The following is a 15,380-nucleotide window of genomic DNA, read 5'->3' as shown; positions in this document are numbered from 1 at the left end:
GCCCAGGCTAGTCATCGGCGTGGAGTTGCGGCATCCGTCCTCGCAACAGACCATGGGGGGATGGGGGATGCCGAGACAGACGGCCCGGCTGCGGTCGAGCCCACCGTGCCGGACGCACAGCCGCCGACGCCGACCGCGGCGCGCCGCCCGCTGCGCGTCTGGCTGCTCGTGGCGCTCGCCGCAGTGGTCGTCGCCGGCGGGCTGGCGGCGGCGTGGCTGCTGCAGCCGCCCGTCACCGAGGCATCCGCTCCGCCGTCGCCCTCGCCGACCCGCGCGGCGACCACGCAACCCAGCCCGACGCCCACACCGACGCCGATACCGACGCCCGCCGGCTTCCCGGCGAATACGGCGGGGTACGACGTGACGACCCTGCCGCAGGTGAACGTCTTCGCCGTCATCCCCGGGCTGGCCGTCGACGACGCGGCGTTCACCGCTCCGCTGCCCCTGCGCGCGGTCGCGCTCGGGGTCGGTGCGCCCGTGTGGGCCGACCCGACCGCGCAGCCGGTCGCGTACCTGCCGCACGAGTTCCCGTACGACGGCACCGCTGTACCGGTCGTCGAGGAGCAGGAGCACTGGGTGAAGGTGCTGCTGACCGGGCGCCAGGCGGTGCCGTCGCAGGGCAGCCCCGCCCAGGTCGCCGGCTGGCTGCGCAAGAGCGACGTCGAGGTGGCGCCGAGCGACACGAGCGTCGTGGTGAGCATCTCGGGCCGCACGGTCGACATCGTCCGCGGCGGAGTGGCCGAGCGGGTCGCGACGGACTTCGCCTGGGGCACGGATCGCACCCCTACGCCGATGGGGCGCGCGTTCATCATGACGACGCGCGTCGTGCCCGAGTACGGGTACACGCGTGGACACCCGATCGTGTACCTGTCGGTGCAGTCGCCGACGCTCGACGGCTTCGGGGGAGCGGATGTCGCGGTCACGGCCTTCCACTACCACGACGACCGTTCGGGGCCGATCTCGAACGGATGCCTCCGCGTCGATCCGACGGCGATCACGAAGCTCTCGGCCCTGCCGCTCGGAACGCCCGTGATCGTCAACCCCTGAGCGGAACGCTCCGGGAGTCCCGGGGACGCAAAGGGGGAGCCGATCAGACGAACGGTCGAGTGACGTCGATGATGCGGCGCAGGCACAGTTCGACCGCCGCACCCGCGGCCATCTCCGCCCGGCCTCCCGGCTCCGGGGCGCCCAGCGCGCTCTGATAGTCGGCGAGGGCCTCGCTCGCGCCCCGGAACCGGTCGGACACCGCGGGGTCGCCGAGAGGGGTGGCGATCAGGTCGGCGGATTGCCGGATCGCGTGGGCGAGGCGCTCGCGAACGGCACCGGTCAGCGCGACGTCGTCGGACGCCTCCAGCTCGACCAGCAGGTCGATGAGCTCGCGGGTGAGGAACGCCGTGCGCTCGAGCGCGGCCATGCGGCGGGCGTTCTCCTCTCGCTCCTCCTGGTGACGCCGGCGGCGCGGATTCGCGCGGGCGCTCTCGTCGGCTTCATCGACGACCTCGGTGACCGCCGACCGCGTCTCACCGAGGTCGTCCAGCGCCGCACGGAAGCGCTCGGGATCCAGCTGATCGTCGGCAACGGCGTCCGCAGCGTCTCGCAACACACCCGTGACGGCGTCGCGCAGCGCCGACAGCCGCTCGCTCGCACGGCGGAGGTACAGGGGAGGGACGATGATGAGGTTGACCGCGATGCCCACCACCACGCCGAACGCCGTCGTGCCGAGGTACGAGATCGAGAAGCCCTCGGGATCGCCGCCGGCGGCGAGCAGCACGAAGAGCGCCGCGAGAGCGACCCAGTCGCCGCCGGCGCCGAGCAGCCGCCACCCGCCGAGCAGCACGCCGACGCCGATGACCACTCCCAGCACCACACCGCCGGGCACCCCCAGCCGGAGGGCGGCGATGCCGCAGAGGCTGAGGGCGATGCCCAGCGCGAGTCCCATCAGCACCTGCCCGCCCACCTGAGCGGAACGGGCGATGGTCGGGTGCATGGTGACGAGCGCGCCGAGCGGGGCGTAGTAGGAGTACTGGTCCTCGGTGAACGGGATGAGCGGCGCCAGATACCACGCCAGCACTGCCGCCAGCGAGGTCTTGATCGCCAGCAGCAGGCGCGGCTGATCGGCGAGGCGCGCGGTGTACGAGACGGCGCGGCGCAACGGCCGGGTGTGCTCGGCGATGGCGACCTCCCTCCCCGTCGGTCGCAGGCAAACGTACTCGCTCGACGTGCCGTGCACACCGGGCTTGCGTGCGCCGGGGTCCGCCGGTAGCCGATCGAAGAGGGGGCCCTCGACGCCGCGCCACGTGGGATGCTGGGAACCACCCATCGTTCGATCCGGAGGATCCTCATGCAGCAGCGCGCTCTCGGCCGCACCGGACGCTCGGTCTCGGCGATCGGACTCGGCACCTGGCAGCTGGGCGCCGACTGGGGCGCCGTCTCGGAGGAGGATGCGACGGCCGTGCTCGCGGCATCTGTCGACAACGGCGTCGCCCTCTTCGACACCGCCGATGTGTATGGCGACGGCCGCAGCGAGTCGATCATCGGGCGCTTCCTCGCCGCCCGGCCCGGCCATGGCATCACCGTCGCCACCAAGATGGGCCGGCGCCTGGCGCAGGAGCCCGAGAACTACACGCCCGAGAACTTCCGCGCGTGGACGGAAAGGTCCCGCCGCAATCTGAGTGTCGACACGCTCGATCTCGTGCAGTTGCACTGCCCGCCGACCGCGGTGATCGAGGACGACGCCACCTACGACGCCCTCGACGACCTCGTCGCCGCCGGAGCGATCGCCGCGTACGGCGTGTCCGTCGAGACGTGCGCACAGGCGCTCGCCGCCATCGCACGGCCGAACGTGACCAACGTGCAGATCATCTTCAACCCGTTCCGGCTCAAGCCGCTCGACGAGGTGCTGCCGGCGGCCGAGGCGACGGGCGTCGCCGTCTTCGCCCGTGTGCCGCTCGCGTCGGGACTGCTTTCCGGGAAGTACACGGCAGACACGACGTTCGCCGCCGACGACCATCGCACGTACAACCGCCACGGCGAAGCGTTCGACCGGGGCGAGACGTTCTCGGGCGTCGAGTTCGAGACCGGCGTCCAGGCGACCGCCGAGCTCGCGGGGGCCCTGCCCGATGGAGTGACGCTCCCCGCCGCGACCCTCGCGTGGATCGCCTCGCGGCCCGGCGTCACCAGCGTCATCCCTGGCGCCCGCAACGTGCGCCAGGCGTCATCCAACGCGGATGCCGCAGCCCTCCTCGACGGTGCGCAGCAGGAGACCGGGTTCGACGTCGCCGCGTTCGACCGTGTCGTGCACGAGGTCTACGACCGCGATCTGCGGGACGCCATCCACCCGCTCTGGTGACCTCGGGGCGTTTCGTCTCGCTTCGCTCGCTCAACGACAGGGTGCGTGCATGAGTTGCGGTCGTTGAGCGAGCGAGGAACGAGCGAGACGAAACGCCTCGAGTGTCCGCGAAGGGGGCGGGCGTGTTTCGTCGCTTCGCTCGCTCAACATCGGCACGTGACAGGCATCCGTTCGCGCTCCGACTTCTCCGCGTGTCAGGTGCGCTTCAGCTCCCGGCCGTGGACGATCAGCGCGTAGATCACGATGATGTCGAGCAGGATCATGATGAGGGACCACAGGGGCTGCACGGCGAGGAGTCCCATCTGGCTGATCGCGTTGATCGACACCAGGACGACACCGACGATGCGCGCCCAGGTGGCGCCCCGCAGCACGAAGATGCCGACCACGACGATGGCGGCGCCGATGATCAGATGCCACCAGCCCCAGCCCGCCGCGTCGAGCAGGATCACTGCTTCATCCGTGAGGAACAGATACTCGTTCGAAGGCAGCAGGATCGCCGTCAGTCCCAGGAGGGCGTCGAACGCTCCCGCGATGATCATGACGATCCCGGCGAACACCACCCATCCGGTCCAGCTCTGCTCTTGCGGATCGGTCATGGCGTTCTCCTTGCCCGAGGGCCCGCGCGACTCTGCGTGGGCGGTTGCTCGAATGGTAGATCCGAACCACCGCGCCGCAAAGGGATGACGGATGCCCCGGCCCCCGCGTGTCGCGTGAGCCGAGGCATCCGTCCGGTCGTTGAGCGAGCGAGGAACGAGCGAGACGAAACGCCCTGGGCTTGCGAGAGGCGCTTGCCGCGTTTCGTCTCGCTTCGCTCGCTCAACGACCGAGAGGGTTACGGCAGCGGGTAGTCGACCACGAACTGCGGCGTGCCGGTGTTCGTGTTGTCGGCCTGCCCGCCCACGCCGTTCACGACGTGCTGGACCGTGCCTGCCGACAGGTTCACCGTCATGATGTGGTGCAGCTGCACGCCGGGCGTCCCGGGCACCTCGAACCCGTTGGCCGTCAGGATCGACGGGTTGTTCTGGTTGAAGACGTACACGCCTGCGCCGTCGAGGCGGTGCGTGGTGACGTCGTCGGCGACCTTGTACCCGGGGTAGCCGAGCGTGCCGTTCGGCTGCGTCCAGTCAGCCTGCGTCGGCGGGTCGTACGGCAGCTCGTTCTGGTACAGCACGACGCGGCCGTTCTCGCCGTTCCAGACCGTGTTGTACGTCTGGAAGTGCTCGACGAACAGGCCGGTCGCGGTCACATCGTCGCCGTTGACGATCACGCCGACGGTGCCGGTGTTGGTCTGCCACCGGTCGGTGTCGCCGTTCACTCCGTTCGTGAAGCCTTCGACGCCGTGGTCGCCGCGCCACACCCAGGTGTGGTCGATGAGCACGTCGTCGGCGTTCACCTCGAGCGCTGTGGTCGTCTTGCCGATGTGGGGCCCGCCGACGCGGAAGTACACGTCGCTGAGCGTGATCGGGTTCGCCGGGTCGAGCGCCTTGTCGCTGTCGGCGGCGCCCACGCGCAGCAGCACCGGCGAGAGCTCGGTGCCCGCGTCGATCGTGACGCCCGCGACGACGATGCCGTCGGCATCCTTCACCTCCAGCGGCACCGCACCGCCGACCGCGGTCAGGGTCGCGTGCCCGAGCCCGAGCACGACGGTGTTCGCGCGCTTGACCTTGATCGTCTGGGCGATGTCGTACACGCCCGGCGTCAGGATCAGGTGCTGGCCGCGTGCGAGCGCGTTGTTGATGTCCTTCACCGAGTCGGCCGGGGTGGCGATGTAGAAGTCGGTGATCGGGATGCTGCGCCCTGCCGTCTCGCCGTCTGCCCAGGTGACGCCGCTCGACTCGTGCTGCGCCGCGGGCACCCGCACGCTGTATCGACCGTCGTCGTCGACGTACAGGTACGGCTTCTCGCGGCTGACCGGCGTCGTGTCGAGCGTCGTGTACGGCGGGTCCGGGAAGCCGGCGTCGTCGGGTGCGCCCACGACGCCCGAGAACACCTGGTTCCAGACGGCGTTCGACCAGCTCGCGACCTCGCTGTTGCGGATCAGCCACTGCTGCTGCGAGCCGTTGATCACGTTGGGCAGGCGCGAATCGGCGATGAAGCCGCCGCTGGCGTACTGCGGACCGGCGGTGCAGTAGTCCATGAGCGACAGGTTGCCGCCCGCGATGTCGAGACGTCGCATCGAGACCGCCTGCGACACCGCCCAGAAGTCGGTGCCGGTGCGGCAGCCGCGGTCCGCGTCCTGGATGTCGATCGACAGGTTCGAGATCGTGCGCCAGAAGTTGACGAGCGCGAGGCAGTTGCCCGTGCCGCCGTCGGCGAGGCAGCGGTTGTAGACCTCGACGGCACCGTGGACGGTGACGTCCTCGGGCGACGTGCCCAGGCCTGCGATCTCGGTGTAGTAGCCGACCTTCACCTGCAGCGGATCCGCTGCCGACCCGTACTCGCCTGGCAGGAAGTAGACTGCCTGGCGTTCGGTGCTCATCTCGGCATCGACCTGCTGGGCGTGCAGGGCATCGAGGTCGGCCCGGATGGCGGCGACGGGCGTGTCGGGGGAGTAGATCGTCACGTTCGGCCCGAAGTCGGGGTGGAACGGGTCGACCGTGCGCGGTGGCGCCGCGGTGGCGGGCGTCGCCAGCAGCGCGCTCGCGATCAGCGCGGTGCCGGTGGCGACAGCCGCGATACGCGCGGCGCGTGCCGTGCGTGCGGTGCGCGCGGCGCGTGCCGTGCGTGCGGTCGGCGCCGCGAGGCGGGGAACGGGGGCGGGCATGGGGAGTCCTCTCCGTTGAGGGTGTGAGTGCGCGGCGGGGATGCCGATTACTTACTGGAATGTAACCAACCATGGGAGCGGTCTCAAGCATCAATGTCGGAGAGCGTTTGCTCGTCCCGTCAGAAGTCGAGGCGCATCACGAGCCGTCGCTTCGTCGGATGCGACACCTCGCGGAAACCGGCAGCGAGGAACGGACCGACGGGTCCGACGTTGAGCTCGTCCCAGATGACGCTCGCGCCGCCGGTCAGCATCGGGTAGCCCTCGATGGCCGCCGCGCCGCGAGAACGGGCGTGTTCCGCGGCCGCGGCGACGAGCGCGTACGTGAGTCCCTGGCGGCGATAGCCCTTGCGCACGATCATGCAGGCGATCGCCCAGACGGTGTCGTCGTCGGGGTCTTCGTCGCGCCCCTGCCACGGCACGGGCGACCCGCGGACCCGCCCGTAGACGCCGCGCCGGTCCACCGCACACCAGGCGACGGGCTCGTCGTCGTGATAGGCGACGATGCCGATCGTCTCGGTGGCGCGCGGGTCGTCGCAGTGGGTCTCGGCGCGCAGAATCGCGGCGCGTTCCGATTCGGGCATGTACCACCAGTCGTGATCGCCCAGGCGCTGGCGCTGGCATTGGCAGCGCCCGGCGACGCCCGTGAGGATCGCCTGCAGGTCGTCCCACGACGCCTCGTTGGCGGGCACGACGCGCAGTCCGCTCATGTCGGCAGGCTAGCGCCGCCTGCCGACACGGCGGGAGTAGGGTGGCGCTTGTGCCCCTCGCCCCTCGCGTCGCCGTGGTCATCCCGTGCCGGAACGACGCGGCATATCTGGATGCATGCCTCGCCGCGCTCGCGGCGCAGACACACCCCGCCGACGTGGTGATCGTCGTCGACAACGCCAGCACGGATGCCTCGGCCGCCGTCGCGCGTGTCTACGATGCGGTCGTCGTGGAGGAGTCGTCGATCGGCATCTGGCCGGCCGCGGCGCGCGGCTACGACGAGGCGCTGGAGCAGGCCGACATCATCGCGCGGCTCGACGCCGACTCGCGGCCGCATCCCGACTGGATCGCAAGGCTGGTGCGCGCATTCGTGTCCGACCCGACACTTGGCGTGCTCACCGGCGGGGCCGAGTTCTACGGCGGGACGCCGCTGCAGAACTACCTCGGCGAGCGCTGGTACATCGGCGGCGGCCACTACTGGATCAAGAAGTGGCTCGGCATCCCGCTCGTCTTCGGGTCGAACTTCGCGATGCGTGCGCAGGTGTGGGAGCGCGTGCGCGACCACGTCGATCGTGACAACGCCCGCATCCACGACGACCTCGACCTGACCATCCGCCTGCGGCCGTCCGACGGCGTCCGCTACGACCCGCAGCTGCGCATGCCGGTGTCGGCGCGTCCGGTGCAGACCCTGTCGGGCCTGTCGCGCCGGGTGTTCAAGGTCGCGTCGACCTTCGCGGTGAGCTGGCCCGAGGGTGCAAAGTGGCGCCGCGCACAGCCGTCGGCAGGTTCCGCATCAGCCGCCGAGTGGGTTCCCGACGGCGACGACTGGGCCGCCGGATACGGCCGCTGACGCCGTCCGCGTCCGCGCGCTGTCCCCACCTCCGTCGGCGCACATTTGTCAACCCCCAAGCGTCGCCGCTCGACGCGGTCTTAACCTTCGGCGTGGGAGGGGTTTTCGGCGTTGACGAATCCACTCCGACGCGAGAGAGACGGCGACCCGAGGATGGAGCAACCCGAATGCTCCGCCCCGGGTCGCTTCTCGCGACACTGCGCGCCAGCACACCGGCGGGACGTCAGAACAGAGGCGTGCCGGCGACGACGTACACGGCGGCCGCCAGCACGAGGATGTTCACTCCGACCGTGCCCCAGAACGCCCGGCGGAACGACCGCTTGCGCGTCTTGTGCCGGAACAGCTGCTGCGCGACGATCGCTCCGGGCCAGCCGCCGACGAGTCCGAGCAGCAGCAGCGTCTGCTCCGGGACGCGCCCTGCGCTGCGGCGGGCCGCCGACTTGTCGATCCCGTAGGCGGCGAACGTGATGAGGCTCGCGGCGCCGTAGAGCGCCGGCACCCACCACGCGAGTCCGAACAGGAAGTACGCGACGGTGAACGCCGCGGCGAAGACGAGCAGCGTGATCCAGCTGAGCGCCGGGGGAAGCGGCTTCGAGAGGTCGCGACCCAGTCGGTCCGGCGTGGCGAGAGGTGGCCGGGGGCGCGCGTTCGACATGCGCTTGATCCTATGGGGGAGGCCCGGCGTACGGTGTCAGCATGCATGAGCTCACCGAAGAGGCGCTGGTGGCGGCGTCCGTCGATGTCGTGTGGCGCGAGTTCACCGTCGCAGGCCTTCTCGCCGAGTGGTTCTGGCCGCCCCGCTTCGAGACGACCGCGGTCGTCGAGGTGCGCGAGTTGGGTCGCTGGGAGGTGCGGTCGGCGCCGGCCGGCATCGGCGTCGAGGCGACGGTGCTCACGTTCGAAGCGCGGCGCGCGCTGCGGCTCGCGTGGCGGTGGGCGGGGGAGGAGCACGCGACCGATGTCGAGGTCGTGCTGGAGCCGGCAGCGGATGCCGCGACCCGCGTCATCGTGCGCCAGTCCGGTTTCGCGAGCGGCGAGGAGCGCGATCAGCACATCGACGGCTGGTCGAGCTGCCTGCAAAGGCTGGTGGACCGCCACGGTGGGCCTCCCGGCGAGCACCTGTGACGCGTGTCCCCGGCCGGCGGTAGCGTCGGTGGCGTGATCATCGAGTTCGACAGCGATGTGTTCCGCTGGGCGGCACGGGAGGACTCGTCGTGGTTCTTCACGGCGGTTCCGCCTGAGCTGAGCGAGGAGATCCGCGAGATCCCGCGGCCGTACCGCGGATTCGGCTCCGTGCGCGTGCGCGCGCGGATCGGCGGCAGCGAGTGGACGACGTCGATCTTCCCGTCGTCCGATTCGGGTTCGTACGTGCTGCCGCTGAAGAAGGCGGTCAGGGATGCCGAGCAACTCGTCGACGGCGGCCCCGTGACCGTGCGACTCGAGGTGCTGGACGGCTGAATCCGTGAGCGGGCGTGGGTGTTCGTCGGGGGAGTGGTCGCCATTCAGTTGATGATGCTCGCCGGTGGGGCATGGCCGGCGCGGGGTAGCAGCGGTGGCGTGCTCGCTGTTCCGCGTTCACACTGGACATGAGGTGACAAGCAGAGCTATGGCACTCGCAGTCCCATCGGTCCGGTAAGTTGGGCCGCAGCGAGAATCATTCTGCTGGGGAGCATGATGTCGGACGGGTCTCAGGGGGGACCGCCGCCCGGGTGGTACGCGGACACGTCGCGCACCGACCGCCTGCGGTGGTGGGACGGTGCTGCCTGGACGGACCAGTTCCGTCTCCCGGAATCGGATGCCGCAGCCCCGGCTGACGCGCCCGTCGATGCTGCCGCACCGATGAGTCGGGCGCAGCTCCGCGCATCGCGATCGGTCCCTGCGCACGAGGGGATGACTGCGAACGAGGTGCCCGCGGGCGGGGCATCGGGGGACGATGTGCCTCCCGTCGGAGCATCGGGCGGCGTGGGGCCGGTCGATGCGCCGGGTTCGGCACCGGTGTGGCCGGCCCCGTCGTCGCTGGCCGCCCCTGCGCCGGCACGGGATGCGACTCCGGTGCCGATGGACGCCGCGCCCGCGGCATCCGATTCCGCACCGGTCGTGCCGCCTGCTGCCACGGAGCCTCCGTCGCCCGGTGGACCGACGACCACCGAGGCGCGCGTGCCGCGAGCAGGCGGCATTCCCGACCAGATCGCGCCGCGCCGCACCGCGCCGGGCGCCGATCGGATGCCCACGCCGATCGTGTACGAGCCTGTCTCGAGCTCGTACGTGGGTGGGATGCGGCCGCCGATTCCGGAGGCCGCGCCCGCGAACATCCCTGCTCGTGCGGCGATCGTGCTGATCGCGCTGGCGGCGATCGGTGGCGTGGCGGTGGTCGTGTGGCTCGCGAGCCGGGATCAGGCGATTGCCGGCATGGTGAGCCTGGTCAGCGTGGCGCTCGCGGCCGGCGCGTTCTTCCTCGCGATCGGCGGACTCATCGTCGCCCGGCAGCGGGGGACGGGCCGGGTCATGTCCGTGGTCGCCTTGGCAGTGTCAGTCGTGCTGGTGGCATGGCTCGTCTTCGTCGCGACCGAGTTGGCGCTCGCGATTCTGGCCTGACGGATTCTGCGCTGCGGCGCGATCAGGGCGCTACGGCGTGATCCAGGCGCGTCGGCGATCCAGGCGCTCCGGCGTGCTCCAGGCACGACGGCGTGATCCGGCTCGGTTTGCGCGGCGTGGATGGGCGGTGTCACCAGGGCGCTGGTTCGGTGGGCACGGTGAGGGCCGTGGGGGAGACCCACCATGTTGCTCCGGTCACGTCGTCTCTGTAGAGCGTCCATTTACTCTTCGACTTGAGTACGTGGTGCCCCTCGCAGAGTGGCGCGAGGTTGGTGTCGACCGTGGCGCCGCCATGTTGCCATTCGAGCCGATGATCGATGTCGCAGTCGCGCGCGGCGCGTCTGCAGCCCGGTCCGATGCAGACCGTGTCGCGCACGCCGAGCCATCTTCGCAGTGCCTTCGGAACCCGGTAGGTGGTGCGGTCGACGTCGAGGACGGTGCCGTTGATCGGGTGCGTGAGGATCCGTACCCAGCTGGATGCCTCCCCGGCGAGCCGACGGGCGGTCTCGATGTCGATAGGGCCGTACCCGTCGAGGGTGGCGGGTTCGTCGTCGAGACCGAGCAGCGTCATCACCGGCACGGTGATCGCGACGGACGGGCGAGGCGCACGTGTGTCTGATCCGGCGAGCGCCGCCGTCGTCATGAGGTCGAGAATTGCGTCGGCGCGGAGCTGCGCGAGGGTGCGCTCCTCACCCGGCTGAACGCGGAGGTGCTGCGCGTGGGCGTCGGCGTGGTCGTACACGGCGAACACCCGGTCGGCGGGGCCGAGCACCGTGAGCGTCGCCATGCCGTCGTGTTCGGCCTCGAACCACGCGTTGCGATCCTTTGCCGCGCGCTGGTGGCGCACTTCGAGGGACTCGGGGTGAACGCGCTCGCGGACCACGCGGGCGCGCAGCCGAAACTTGCCGGGCGGCAGCTGCTGCGCCCCCGTCTCGAGGGTCTCGTCGAACCGTTCCCAGGCTTCGGCGGCGTCATCGGGAAGCGAGGCCGCCAGCTGGGCCGCGGCGGTCGCATTCTGCGCTGGCAAGCGCCCGGCGCGAAATGCGTCCCAGATCCGAGGGCATCGCTCGCGGAGCGTGTCGGCATGTGCGGCGCGAGTGCGAACCGCCGTCTCCGACATCCCCAACCGCGTCGCAACGTCGAGCGCTGCCGCCCGCACGGCGATGTTGCGGCGTTCCGCGCGCACCGCAGCGACCGAGCGACCCTGCGGGTCACGCCAGTCGGGGTCGTGGGTCGGATCGGCTCCGACCCAGGGGTCAGGGCAGGCCGCGGCATCCGTCAGAATCATCGCGATGGCGGCGTACTCGTCGGCGATGAGCACGCGGGCACGAACACTCAGGCCCTCGAGCGCGGTGACCGCCGCGGTGTGGGCCTCGCCACTCGAGTAGAGCGCCGCGACGGCGACATCGGGGGACCTCAGCGCCGGATCATCAGGGTCGTCAGGCACCCAGAACCAGTCGTCGGCATAGTCAGCTCGCCACTCCAGATCATCAACGGCGTTCGCTGAAATATCCATATATGAAGGATACCAGGAATGATAAAGAATCGAAAAGATCTTCGAGATTGTGGTCTCGATATGTCGCGTCCCGGTGATCGTTGCGCACCTCCGGGCCGCGACTGATGCCCCGACTTTCATGATCATCCACGCGATCGTGACCGGCGTGTAGACCAGCCCGTACACGGGCCTCGCGCTTGCGTGTCGGGCGCTGCACGGCGATGACGGCGCCGACGGTTGGAAGCAGGAGCGCGGCGATCGTCATGAGATTCCCGGCCGCAGACAGCGGGCCGAGGTGCCACAGATATTGCCGCACCGCCGGCATCGCGCCCGGAGATGTGGTGAAGCGTCTTGAGGAAGTCCTGAGGCAACACTGCATGCGCTCGCGTTGACTTGCGCGGCCGAGTCTGACACCGTCGACGGCGGGAGGGGACCCGCGTTTGGGCGCGTGTCTCGAACCCAGCTCTGACAGAGTCTGGGAGTTCGTTACTGGGGTTACATGTGAACCGGTACTTGCTGTGCCGGCGGTCAGAGCTGACCAATCAATTCACACACTGGGGAGACACTGCGCCATGCGTGCAACTATCAAGAACTATGTTGAGGCGGCGAACCGTCGCCGTGAAGAAGAAGGCGAAGAGGGCTTCTCGCTCATCGAGCTCATCATCGTCGTCGTGATCCTGGGGATCCTGGTTGCAGTAGCGATCCCGATCTTTGCGAGCATCCAGACTGAGGCAGAGAATCGTGCCCTCGAAGCAGCTGCCGCAAACGGCGCTACGGCGGTGGCGGCGGCGATCGCTGCGGACGCAACTTCGGACGAGATCACGGCGGCAGCACAGTCCGGCGGCGCCGGCGGAGCGGAAGGAATCGCTACTGCAAGCACCGGTTCCACGACCGATGTGAGCGCGGTTTGCGTGAAGGCCACGGGCTACGGGCGTGAGGCAAGCGCCGGTACCGCCCCGGGATGCTACTCGGCTCCTGCAGACGTCGCTACTACTCCGCCGGCTGGCGGCTAAGCGACGCCGGGCGCGAAGGGCCGGGGCAGAGACCCCCGGCCTTTCGCAGCACGATGATAGTGAGGGACTCTGCCACTTGGGGAGGTGTGCGGATGAGGGGTCGTAGCACTGATGCTGCGGGGTTCAGCCTCGTCGAAGTGATCATCGCGATGTTCCTGCTGGGCATCGTCGCGGTGGCGATTCTGCCTGCGCTTTGGCAGGGGATCATGCTGTCGTCGCAGCAGGCGTCCACAGCGACCGCGACGCGCTACATGAACTCCATCGTTGACGACGCGCGAGCAACGCCGACCTGCGCCTACCTCGGTTCGATCGCAGCACGGCCTGCCGTGACCGACGGACGTGGGGTATCTCTTTCCGCGTCCACGAGCTCCGTGACCGGGTGCGCCCCCGGCGCGACAGCCACATTGACCATCAACATCGTGGGCGAGGGACGCACCCTCGCAACGAGCACTGCACTCATCTACGTCCCATGACACCTCGCACACGCACGACCGACGACGACGGACTCGGCCTGATCGAGCTCATCGTCGCCATCGTCGTGAGCGGAATCGTCATCATCGCGATCGCAACGATCTTCGTCAACTCGTGGCGCACGCAGGAACAGGTGACCAGCGTGACCCAGGCGACCAACCGCGGGCAGCTCGTCTCTTCGACGATCGAGCGGGCGATGCGCAACGCTCTGTTCTTCGACGTCACCGAAAGTGGCACGGTTCTGCGGGTGAGCACCTCGCTCACGGGTGATCTCAAATGCCAGGCCTTCCGCATCACCGATCCGGGGGCTCAGTTCACCACCGATTCCGGCACGCTGTCGTCCCCCAACACCGCGTGGCCGACCTGGCAGACAGGTATCACGAAGGAGGGCACAACGCCCTACTTCGTCCGCACGACAGCGAACTCGCTGACCTACACGTTCAAGATCACGACCGACGCAGCGCCGGTCACGTTCTCGGCCGACATTGCGCCCCGGTCGATCCAAGAAGCAGGGAGCGACGGATGCTGGTGATCGATCGGCTGCGCAGGACTCAACAGCGCACGGATGCACGCCCCGACGACGCAGGCGCCGTGCTGGTGACCGTGGTGGTCGTGATGTTCGTCGGCTTCATCATCGCGGCGACCATCGCCGCGTCTGTGGTGTTCACGATCGGCGCGAACGTCGACAACAAGGACCGCACGCAGGCGTTCATCGCCGCCGAGTCGGGCCGCGATGTAGCTGTGGATTCGCTGACGTCGGCGATCACCTCGACCGGACTCAACTGCGGTGCCGTGACCATGTCGGCGAACTCGACCGCCGGTGCCGCGCCGACGTACACCTACTCGGTCCGATCCTCAGAAGCCGCCGACAGGCCCGACGCATGGGACGCGGCGGGTGTGACCGCAACCTGCCCGATACCCACGACGAAGTGGGTGGTCATCCGGTCCACGGGGACCGGTACCGATGACGCGCAGACCACCATCGACTCGGTCTACCCGTGGTACCACGGCCCGGCGACTCAGCCTGCGGGGACGCTCGCCTTCTTCGAAGGCGAGTTCACCGCCACGAAGTCGACCTACCAGGGCGACCTGGTGATTCGGGACGACGGCGACTACACCTGCAACAACGCGGACGGCGTCTCGATCCAAGGTGACCTGTGGGTGCTGAAAGGTGGCCTGTCGATCACGAAGGACTGCGTGATCACCGGAAGCGTCTACACCCGCGGGCTGATCGACACCAAGAACCACAAGCTGACCGTCGGCGGCGATCTCGTCTCGTTGGACGGATCGATTCTCCTGACAGCCAATGACATCAAGATCGGCGGCGACGTCTACGCGAAGGGCACGATCTCGACGAAGAACGGCTCGGGGAGCGTGAACGGCTCGTTCAAGACTGCAGCAACGGTGACCGATCATAAACCCGCTGACTGGAAGCGACTCGACGGCACGGCCGTGCCGGTACTGGAGAATCAGACGGTGCCGACGGTCACCCCGACGCTGGATCAGGTGTTCGCAGCGACGGCCTGGATCGAACTCACCAACACCGTGCCGTGGAGTACCGACTCGACCGTTTACACCGGATTGTGCTCGGCCGCCGAGCTGCAGACCGTGCTGACGGTGCCCGGAACCCGCGCCTTCATCGACATGACCAGTTGCACGGGCGGCGCCAGTCCGAACGAGATCACTGTCGCGCCCGGGAACTTCGCGCTCGCGCGCGATGCGATCCTGTATGTTCCCGCTACGAAGGGGATGAATCTCGACTTGACGGGCACGATCACGAAGGCGGCAGGTGACCCGCAGCTGTTCATCGTTCACGCGGACGCGAACGGCAGTGACAGCAAGCCCACCTGCACCACGGGCTCCGACAAATTCACCGCGACTTCCACGATCGGTGTGCGCACCATGGTCTACAGCGCGTGCGGCATCACCAACTCCATGGCGCTCACAATGACCGGACAGCTCTACATGGGCAATCTCGGCATCCACCTCAACGGCGGCACCTTCACGTGCACGCCCATGGAATGGAAGCCCCAGATCGGCAAGCTCAGCTGCGGCGTCAAGGGCAGCGGTGGCATCTTCGACCCGACGAACACGGTGACGCGACTCGACAACCGCGCTTATCAGACAGAGCGCTAGCC

Annotated in this window: 17 protein-coding genes; 10 read left to right on the top strand and 7 right to left on the bottom strand. The window is 69.0% G+C overall.

Annotated elements, in window-relative coordinates; genetic code table 11:
* Positions 1–60 precede the first annotated feature (60 nt).
* Positions 61–1,047, top strand: a complete 987-nt coding sequence (locus tag MRBLWS13_RS04245; RefSeq protein WP_349427795.1) for a L,D-transpeptidase — start codon at positions 61–63, stop codon at positions 1,045–1,047.
* 43 nt (positions 1,048–1,090) lie between these two features.
* Here the strand turns inward: MRBLWS13_RS04245 and MRBLWS13_RS04240 are convergent, their stop codons facing one another.
* Positions 1,091–2,320: an FUSC family protein gene (locus MRBLWS13_RS04240; RefSeq protein WP_349427794.1), complete on the bottom strand. Its 1,230-nt coding sequence runs from the start codon at positions 2,318–2,320 to the stop codon at positions 1,091–1,093.
* Between the two features lie 21 nt (positions 2,321–2,341).
* Between MRBLWS13_RS04240 and MRBLWS13_RS04235 the strand changes: the two genes are divergently transcribed.
* A complete protein-coding gene (locus tag MRBLWS13_RS04235; RefSeq protein WP_349427793.1) occupies positions 2,342–3,349 on the top strand; it encodes an aldo/keto reductase in 1,008 nt (335 codons plus the stop codon).
* Positions 3,350–3,543: 194 nt separating this feature from the next.
* Here the strand turns inward: MRBLWS13_RS04235 and MRBLWS13_RS04230 are convergent, their stop codons facing one another.
* The 3 genes from MRBLWS13_RS04230 to MRBLWS13_RS04220 all read right to left on the bottom strand — a co-directional run bounded on the left by MRBLWS13_RS04230 (position 3,544) and on the right by MRBLWS13_RS04220 (position 6,820).
* Positions 3,544–3,945 carry a hypothetical protein gene (locus MRBLWS13_RS04230; protein ID WP_349427792.1) on the bottom strand — a complete coding sequence of 134 codons (402 nt, stop codon included), beginning with the start codon at positions 3,943–3,945 and terminating at the stop codon, positions 3,544–3,546.
* Positions 3,946–4,181: 236 nt separating this feature from the next.
* Positions 4,182–6,113 carry a glycosyl hydrolase family 28-related protein gene (locus MRBLWS13_RS04225; protein WP_349427791.1) on the bottom strand — a complete coding sequence of 644 codons (1,932 nt, stop codon included), beginning with the start codon at positions 6,111–6,113 and terminating at the stop codon, positions 4,182–4,184.
* Between the two features lie 119 nt (positions 6,114–6,232).
* On the bottom strand, positions 6,233–6,820 hold the full coding sequence (locus MRBLWS13_RS04220) for a GNAT family N-acetyltransferase (protein WP_349427790.1): 588 nt from the start codon (positions 6,818–6,820) through the stop codon (positions 6,233–6,235).
* 50 nt (positions 6,821–6,870) lie between these two features.
* Between MRBLWS13_RS04220 and MRBLWS13_RS04215 the strand changes: the two genes are divergently transcribed.
* Positions 6,871–7,668 carry a glycosyltransferase family A protein gene (locus MRBLWS13_RS04215; RefSeq protein WP_349427789.1) on the top strand — a complete coding sequence of 266 codons (798 nt, stop codon included), beginning with the start codon at positions 6,871–6,873 and terminating at the stop codon, positions 7,666–7,668.
* 223 nt (positions 7,669–7,891) lie between these two features.
* Here MRBLWS13_RS04215 and MRBLWS13_RS04210 read toward each other — a convergent pair whose 3' ends face one another.
* Positions 7,892–8,323 (bottom strand): DUF1294 domain-containing protein, encoded by a 432-nt coding sequence (locus MRBLWS13_RS04210; RefSeq protein WP_349427788.1) that lies wholly within the window; start codon positions 8,321–8,323, stop codon positions 7,892–7,894.
* A gap of 41 nt (positions 8,324–8,364) precedes the next feature.
* Between MRBLWS13_RS04210 and MRBLWS13_RS04205 the strand changes: the two genes are divergently transcribed.
* From MRBLWS13_RS04205 to MRBLWS13_RS04195, 3 genes are all read left to right on the top strand, one after another.
* Entirely contained in the window at positions 8,365–8,793 is a 429-nt protein-coding gene (locus MRBLWS13_RS04205) for an SRPBCC domain-containing protein (RefSeq protein ID WP_349427787.1), read from the top strand.
* A gap of 33 nt (positions 8,794–8,826) precedes the next feature.
* Positions 8,827–9,126, top strand: a complete 300-nt coding sequence (locus tag MRBLWS13_RS04200; RefSeq protein WP_349427786.1) for a DUF1905 domain-containing protein — start codon at positions 8,827–8,829, stop codon at positions 9,124–9,126.
* A 432-nt stretch (positions 9,127–9,558) separates the two neighbouring features.
* A complete protein-coding gene (locus MRBLWS13_RS04195) occupies positions 9,559–10,263 on the top strand; it encodes a hypothetical protein (protein WP_349427785.1) in 705 nt (234 codons plus the stop codon).
* Positions 10,264–10,393: 130 nt separating this feature from the next.
* On the opposite strand, the gene MRBLWS13_RS04190 is transcribed toward MRBLWS13_RS04195, so the two are convergent.
* Positions 10,394–11,779, bottom strand: coding sequence for a DUF222 domain-containing protein (locus tag MRBLWS13_RS04190; RefSeq protein ID WP_349427784.1), 1,386 nt, complete (start codon positions 11,777–11,779; stop codon positions 10,394–10,396).
* Positions 11,754–12,023, bottom strand: a complete 270-nt coding sequence (locus MRBLWS13_RS04185; protein ID WP_349427783.1) for a hypothetical protein — start codon at positions 12,021–12,023, stop codon at positions 11,754–11,756. Before MRBLWS13_RS04185 ends, MRBLWS13_RS04190 begins: the two co-directional genes overlap by 26 nt.
* Positions 12,024–12,330: 307 nt before the next feature.
* On the opposite strand from MRBLWS13_RS04185, the gene MRBLWS13_RS04180 reads away from it, so the two are divergent.
* From MRBLWS13_RS04180 to MRBLWS13_RS04165, 4 genes are all read left to right on the top strand, one after another.
* Positions 12,331–12,771: a type II secretion system protein gene (locus MRBLWS13_RS04180; protein WP_349427782.1), complete on the top strand. Its 441-nt coding sequence runs from the start codon at positions 12,331–12,333 to the stop codon at positions 12,769–12,771.
* A 92-nt stretch (positions 12,772–12,863) separates the two neighbouring features.
* Positions 12,864–13,244 carry a prepilin-type N-terminal cleavage/methylation domain-containing protein gene (locus MRBLWS13_RS04175; protein WP_349427781.1) on the top strand — a complete coding sequence of 127 codons (381 nt, stop codon included), beginning with the start codon at positions 12,864–12,866 and terminating at the stop codon, positions 13,242–13,244.
* The gene (locus tag MRBLWS13_RS04170) at positions 13,241–13,774 is read left to right on the top strand and encodes a hypothetical protein (protein WP_349427780.1); all 534 of its coding nucleotides are present in this window, start codon (positions 13,241–13,243) and stop codon (positions 13,772–13,774) included. The genes MRBLWS13_RS04175 and MRBLWS13_RS04170 overlap by 4 nt, the downstream gene beginning before the upstream one ends.
* Positions 13,765–15,378 (top strand): hypothetical protein, encoded by a 1,614-nt coding sequence (locus tag MRBLWS13_RS04165; protein ID WP_349427779.1) that lies wholly within the window; start codon positions 13,765–13,767, stop codon positions 15,376–15,378. The genes MRBLWS13_RS04170 and MRBLWS13_RS04165 overlap by 10 nt, the downstream gene beginning before the upstream one ends.
* Positions 15,379–15,380: the final 2 nt, after the last annotated feature.

This window comes from Microbacterium sp. LWS13-1.2 (assembly GCF_040144835.1).
Classification (GTDB): domain Bacteria; phylum Actinomycetota; class Actinomycetes; order Actinomycetales; family Microbacteriaceae; genus Microbacterium.
Note: the sequence above shows the minus strand (reverse complement) of the source record. Positions and strands in the feature narration are given on the sequence as shown.

What these genes read in the sequence shown, in the direction of transcription:
- MRBLWS13_RS04245 (WP_349427795.1), top strand. Translation starts at nt 61, where the DNA reads ATGGGGGATGCCGAGACAGACGGCCCGGCTGCGGTCGAGCCCACCGTG.
- MRBLWS13_RS04240 (WP_349427794.1), bottom strand. Translation starts at nt 2,320, where the DNA reads ATGGGTGGTTCCCAGCATCCCACGTGGCGCGGCGTCGAGGGCCCCCTC.
- MRBLWS13_RS04235 (WP_349427793.1), top strand. Translation starts at nt 2,342, where the DNA reads ATGCAGCAGCGCGCTCTCGGCCGCACCGGACGCTCGGTCTCGGCGATC.
- MRBLWS13_RS04230 (WP_349427792.1), bottom strand. Translation starts at nt 3,945, where the DNA reads ATGACCGATCCGCAAGAGCAGAGCTGGACCGGATGGGTGGTGTTCGCC.
- MRBLWS13_RS04225 (WP_349427791.1), bottom strand. Translation starts at nt 6,113, where the DNA reads ATGCCCGCCCCCGTTCCCCGCCTCGCGGCGCCGACCGCACGCACGGCA.
- MRBLWS13_RS04220 (WP_349427790.1), bottom strand. Translation starts at nt 6,820, where the DNA reads ATGAGCGGACTGCGCGTCGTGCCCGCCAACGAGGCGTCGTGGGACGAC.
- MRBLWS13_RS04210 (WP_349427788.1), bottom strand. Translation starts at nt 8,323, where the DNA reads ATGTCGAACGCGCGCCCCCGGCCACCTCTCGCCACGCCGGACCGACTG.
- MRBLWS13_RS04205 (WP_349427787.1), top strand. Translation starts at nt 8,365, where the DNA reads ATGCATGAGCTCACCGAAGAGGCGCTGGTGGCGGCGTCCGTCGATGTC.
- MRBLWS13_RS04195 (WP_349427785.1), top strand. Translation starts at nt 9,559, where the DNA reads ATGACTGCGAACGAGGTGCCCGCGGGCGGGGCATCGGGGGACGATGTG.
- MRBLWS13_RS04190 (WP_349427784.1), bottom strand. Translation starts at nt 11,779, where the DNA reads ATGGATATTTCAGCGAACGCCGTTGATGATCTGGAGTGGCGAGCTGAC.
- MRBLWS13_RS04185 (WP_349427783.1), bottom strand. Translation starts at nt 12,023, where the DNA reads ATGACGATCGCCGCGCTCCTGCTTCCAACCGTCGGCGCCGTCATCGCC.
- MRBLWS13_RS04180 (WP_349427782.1), top strand. Translation starts at nt 12,331, where the DNA reads ATGCGTGCAACTATCAAGAACTATGTTGAGGCGGCGAACCGTCGCCGT.
- MRBLWS13_RS04175 (WP_349427781.1), top strand. Translation starts at nt 12,864, where the DNA reads ATGAGGGGTCGTAGCACTGATGCTGCGGGGTTCAGCCTCGTCGAAGTG.
- MRBLWS13_RS04170 (WP_349427780.1), top strand. Translation starts at nt 13,241, where the DNA reads ATGACACCTCGCACACGCACGACCGACGACGACGGACTCGGCCTGATC.
- MRBLWS13_RS04165 (WP_349427779.1), top strand. Translation starts at nt 13,765, where the DNA reads ATGCTGGTGATCGATCGGCTGCGCAGGACTCAACAGCGCACGGATGCA.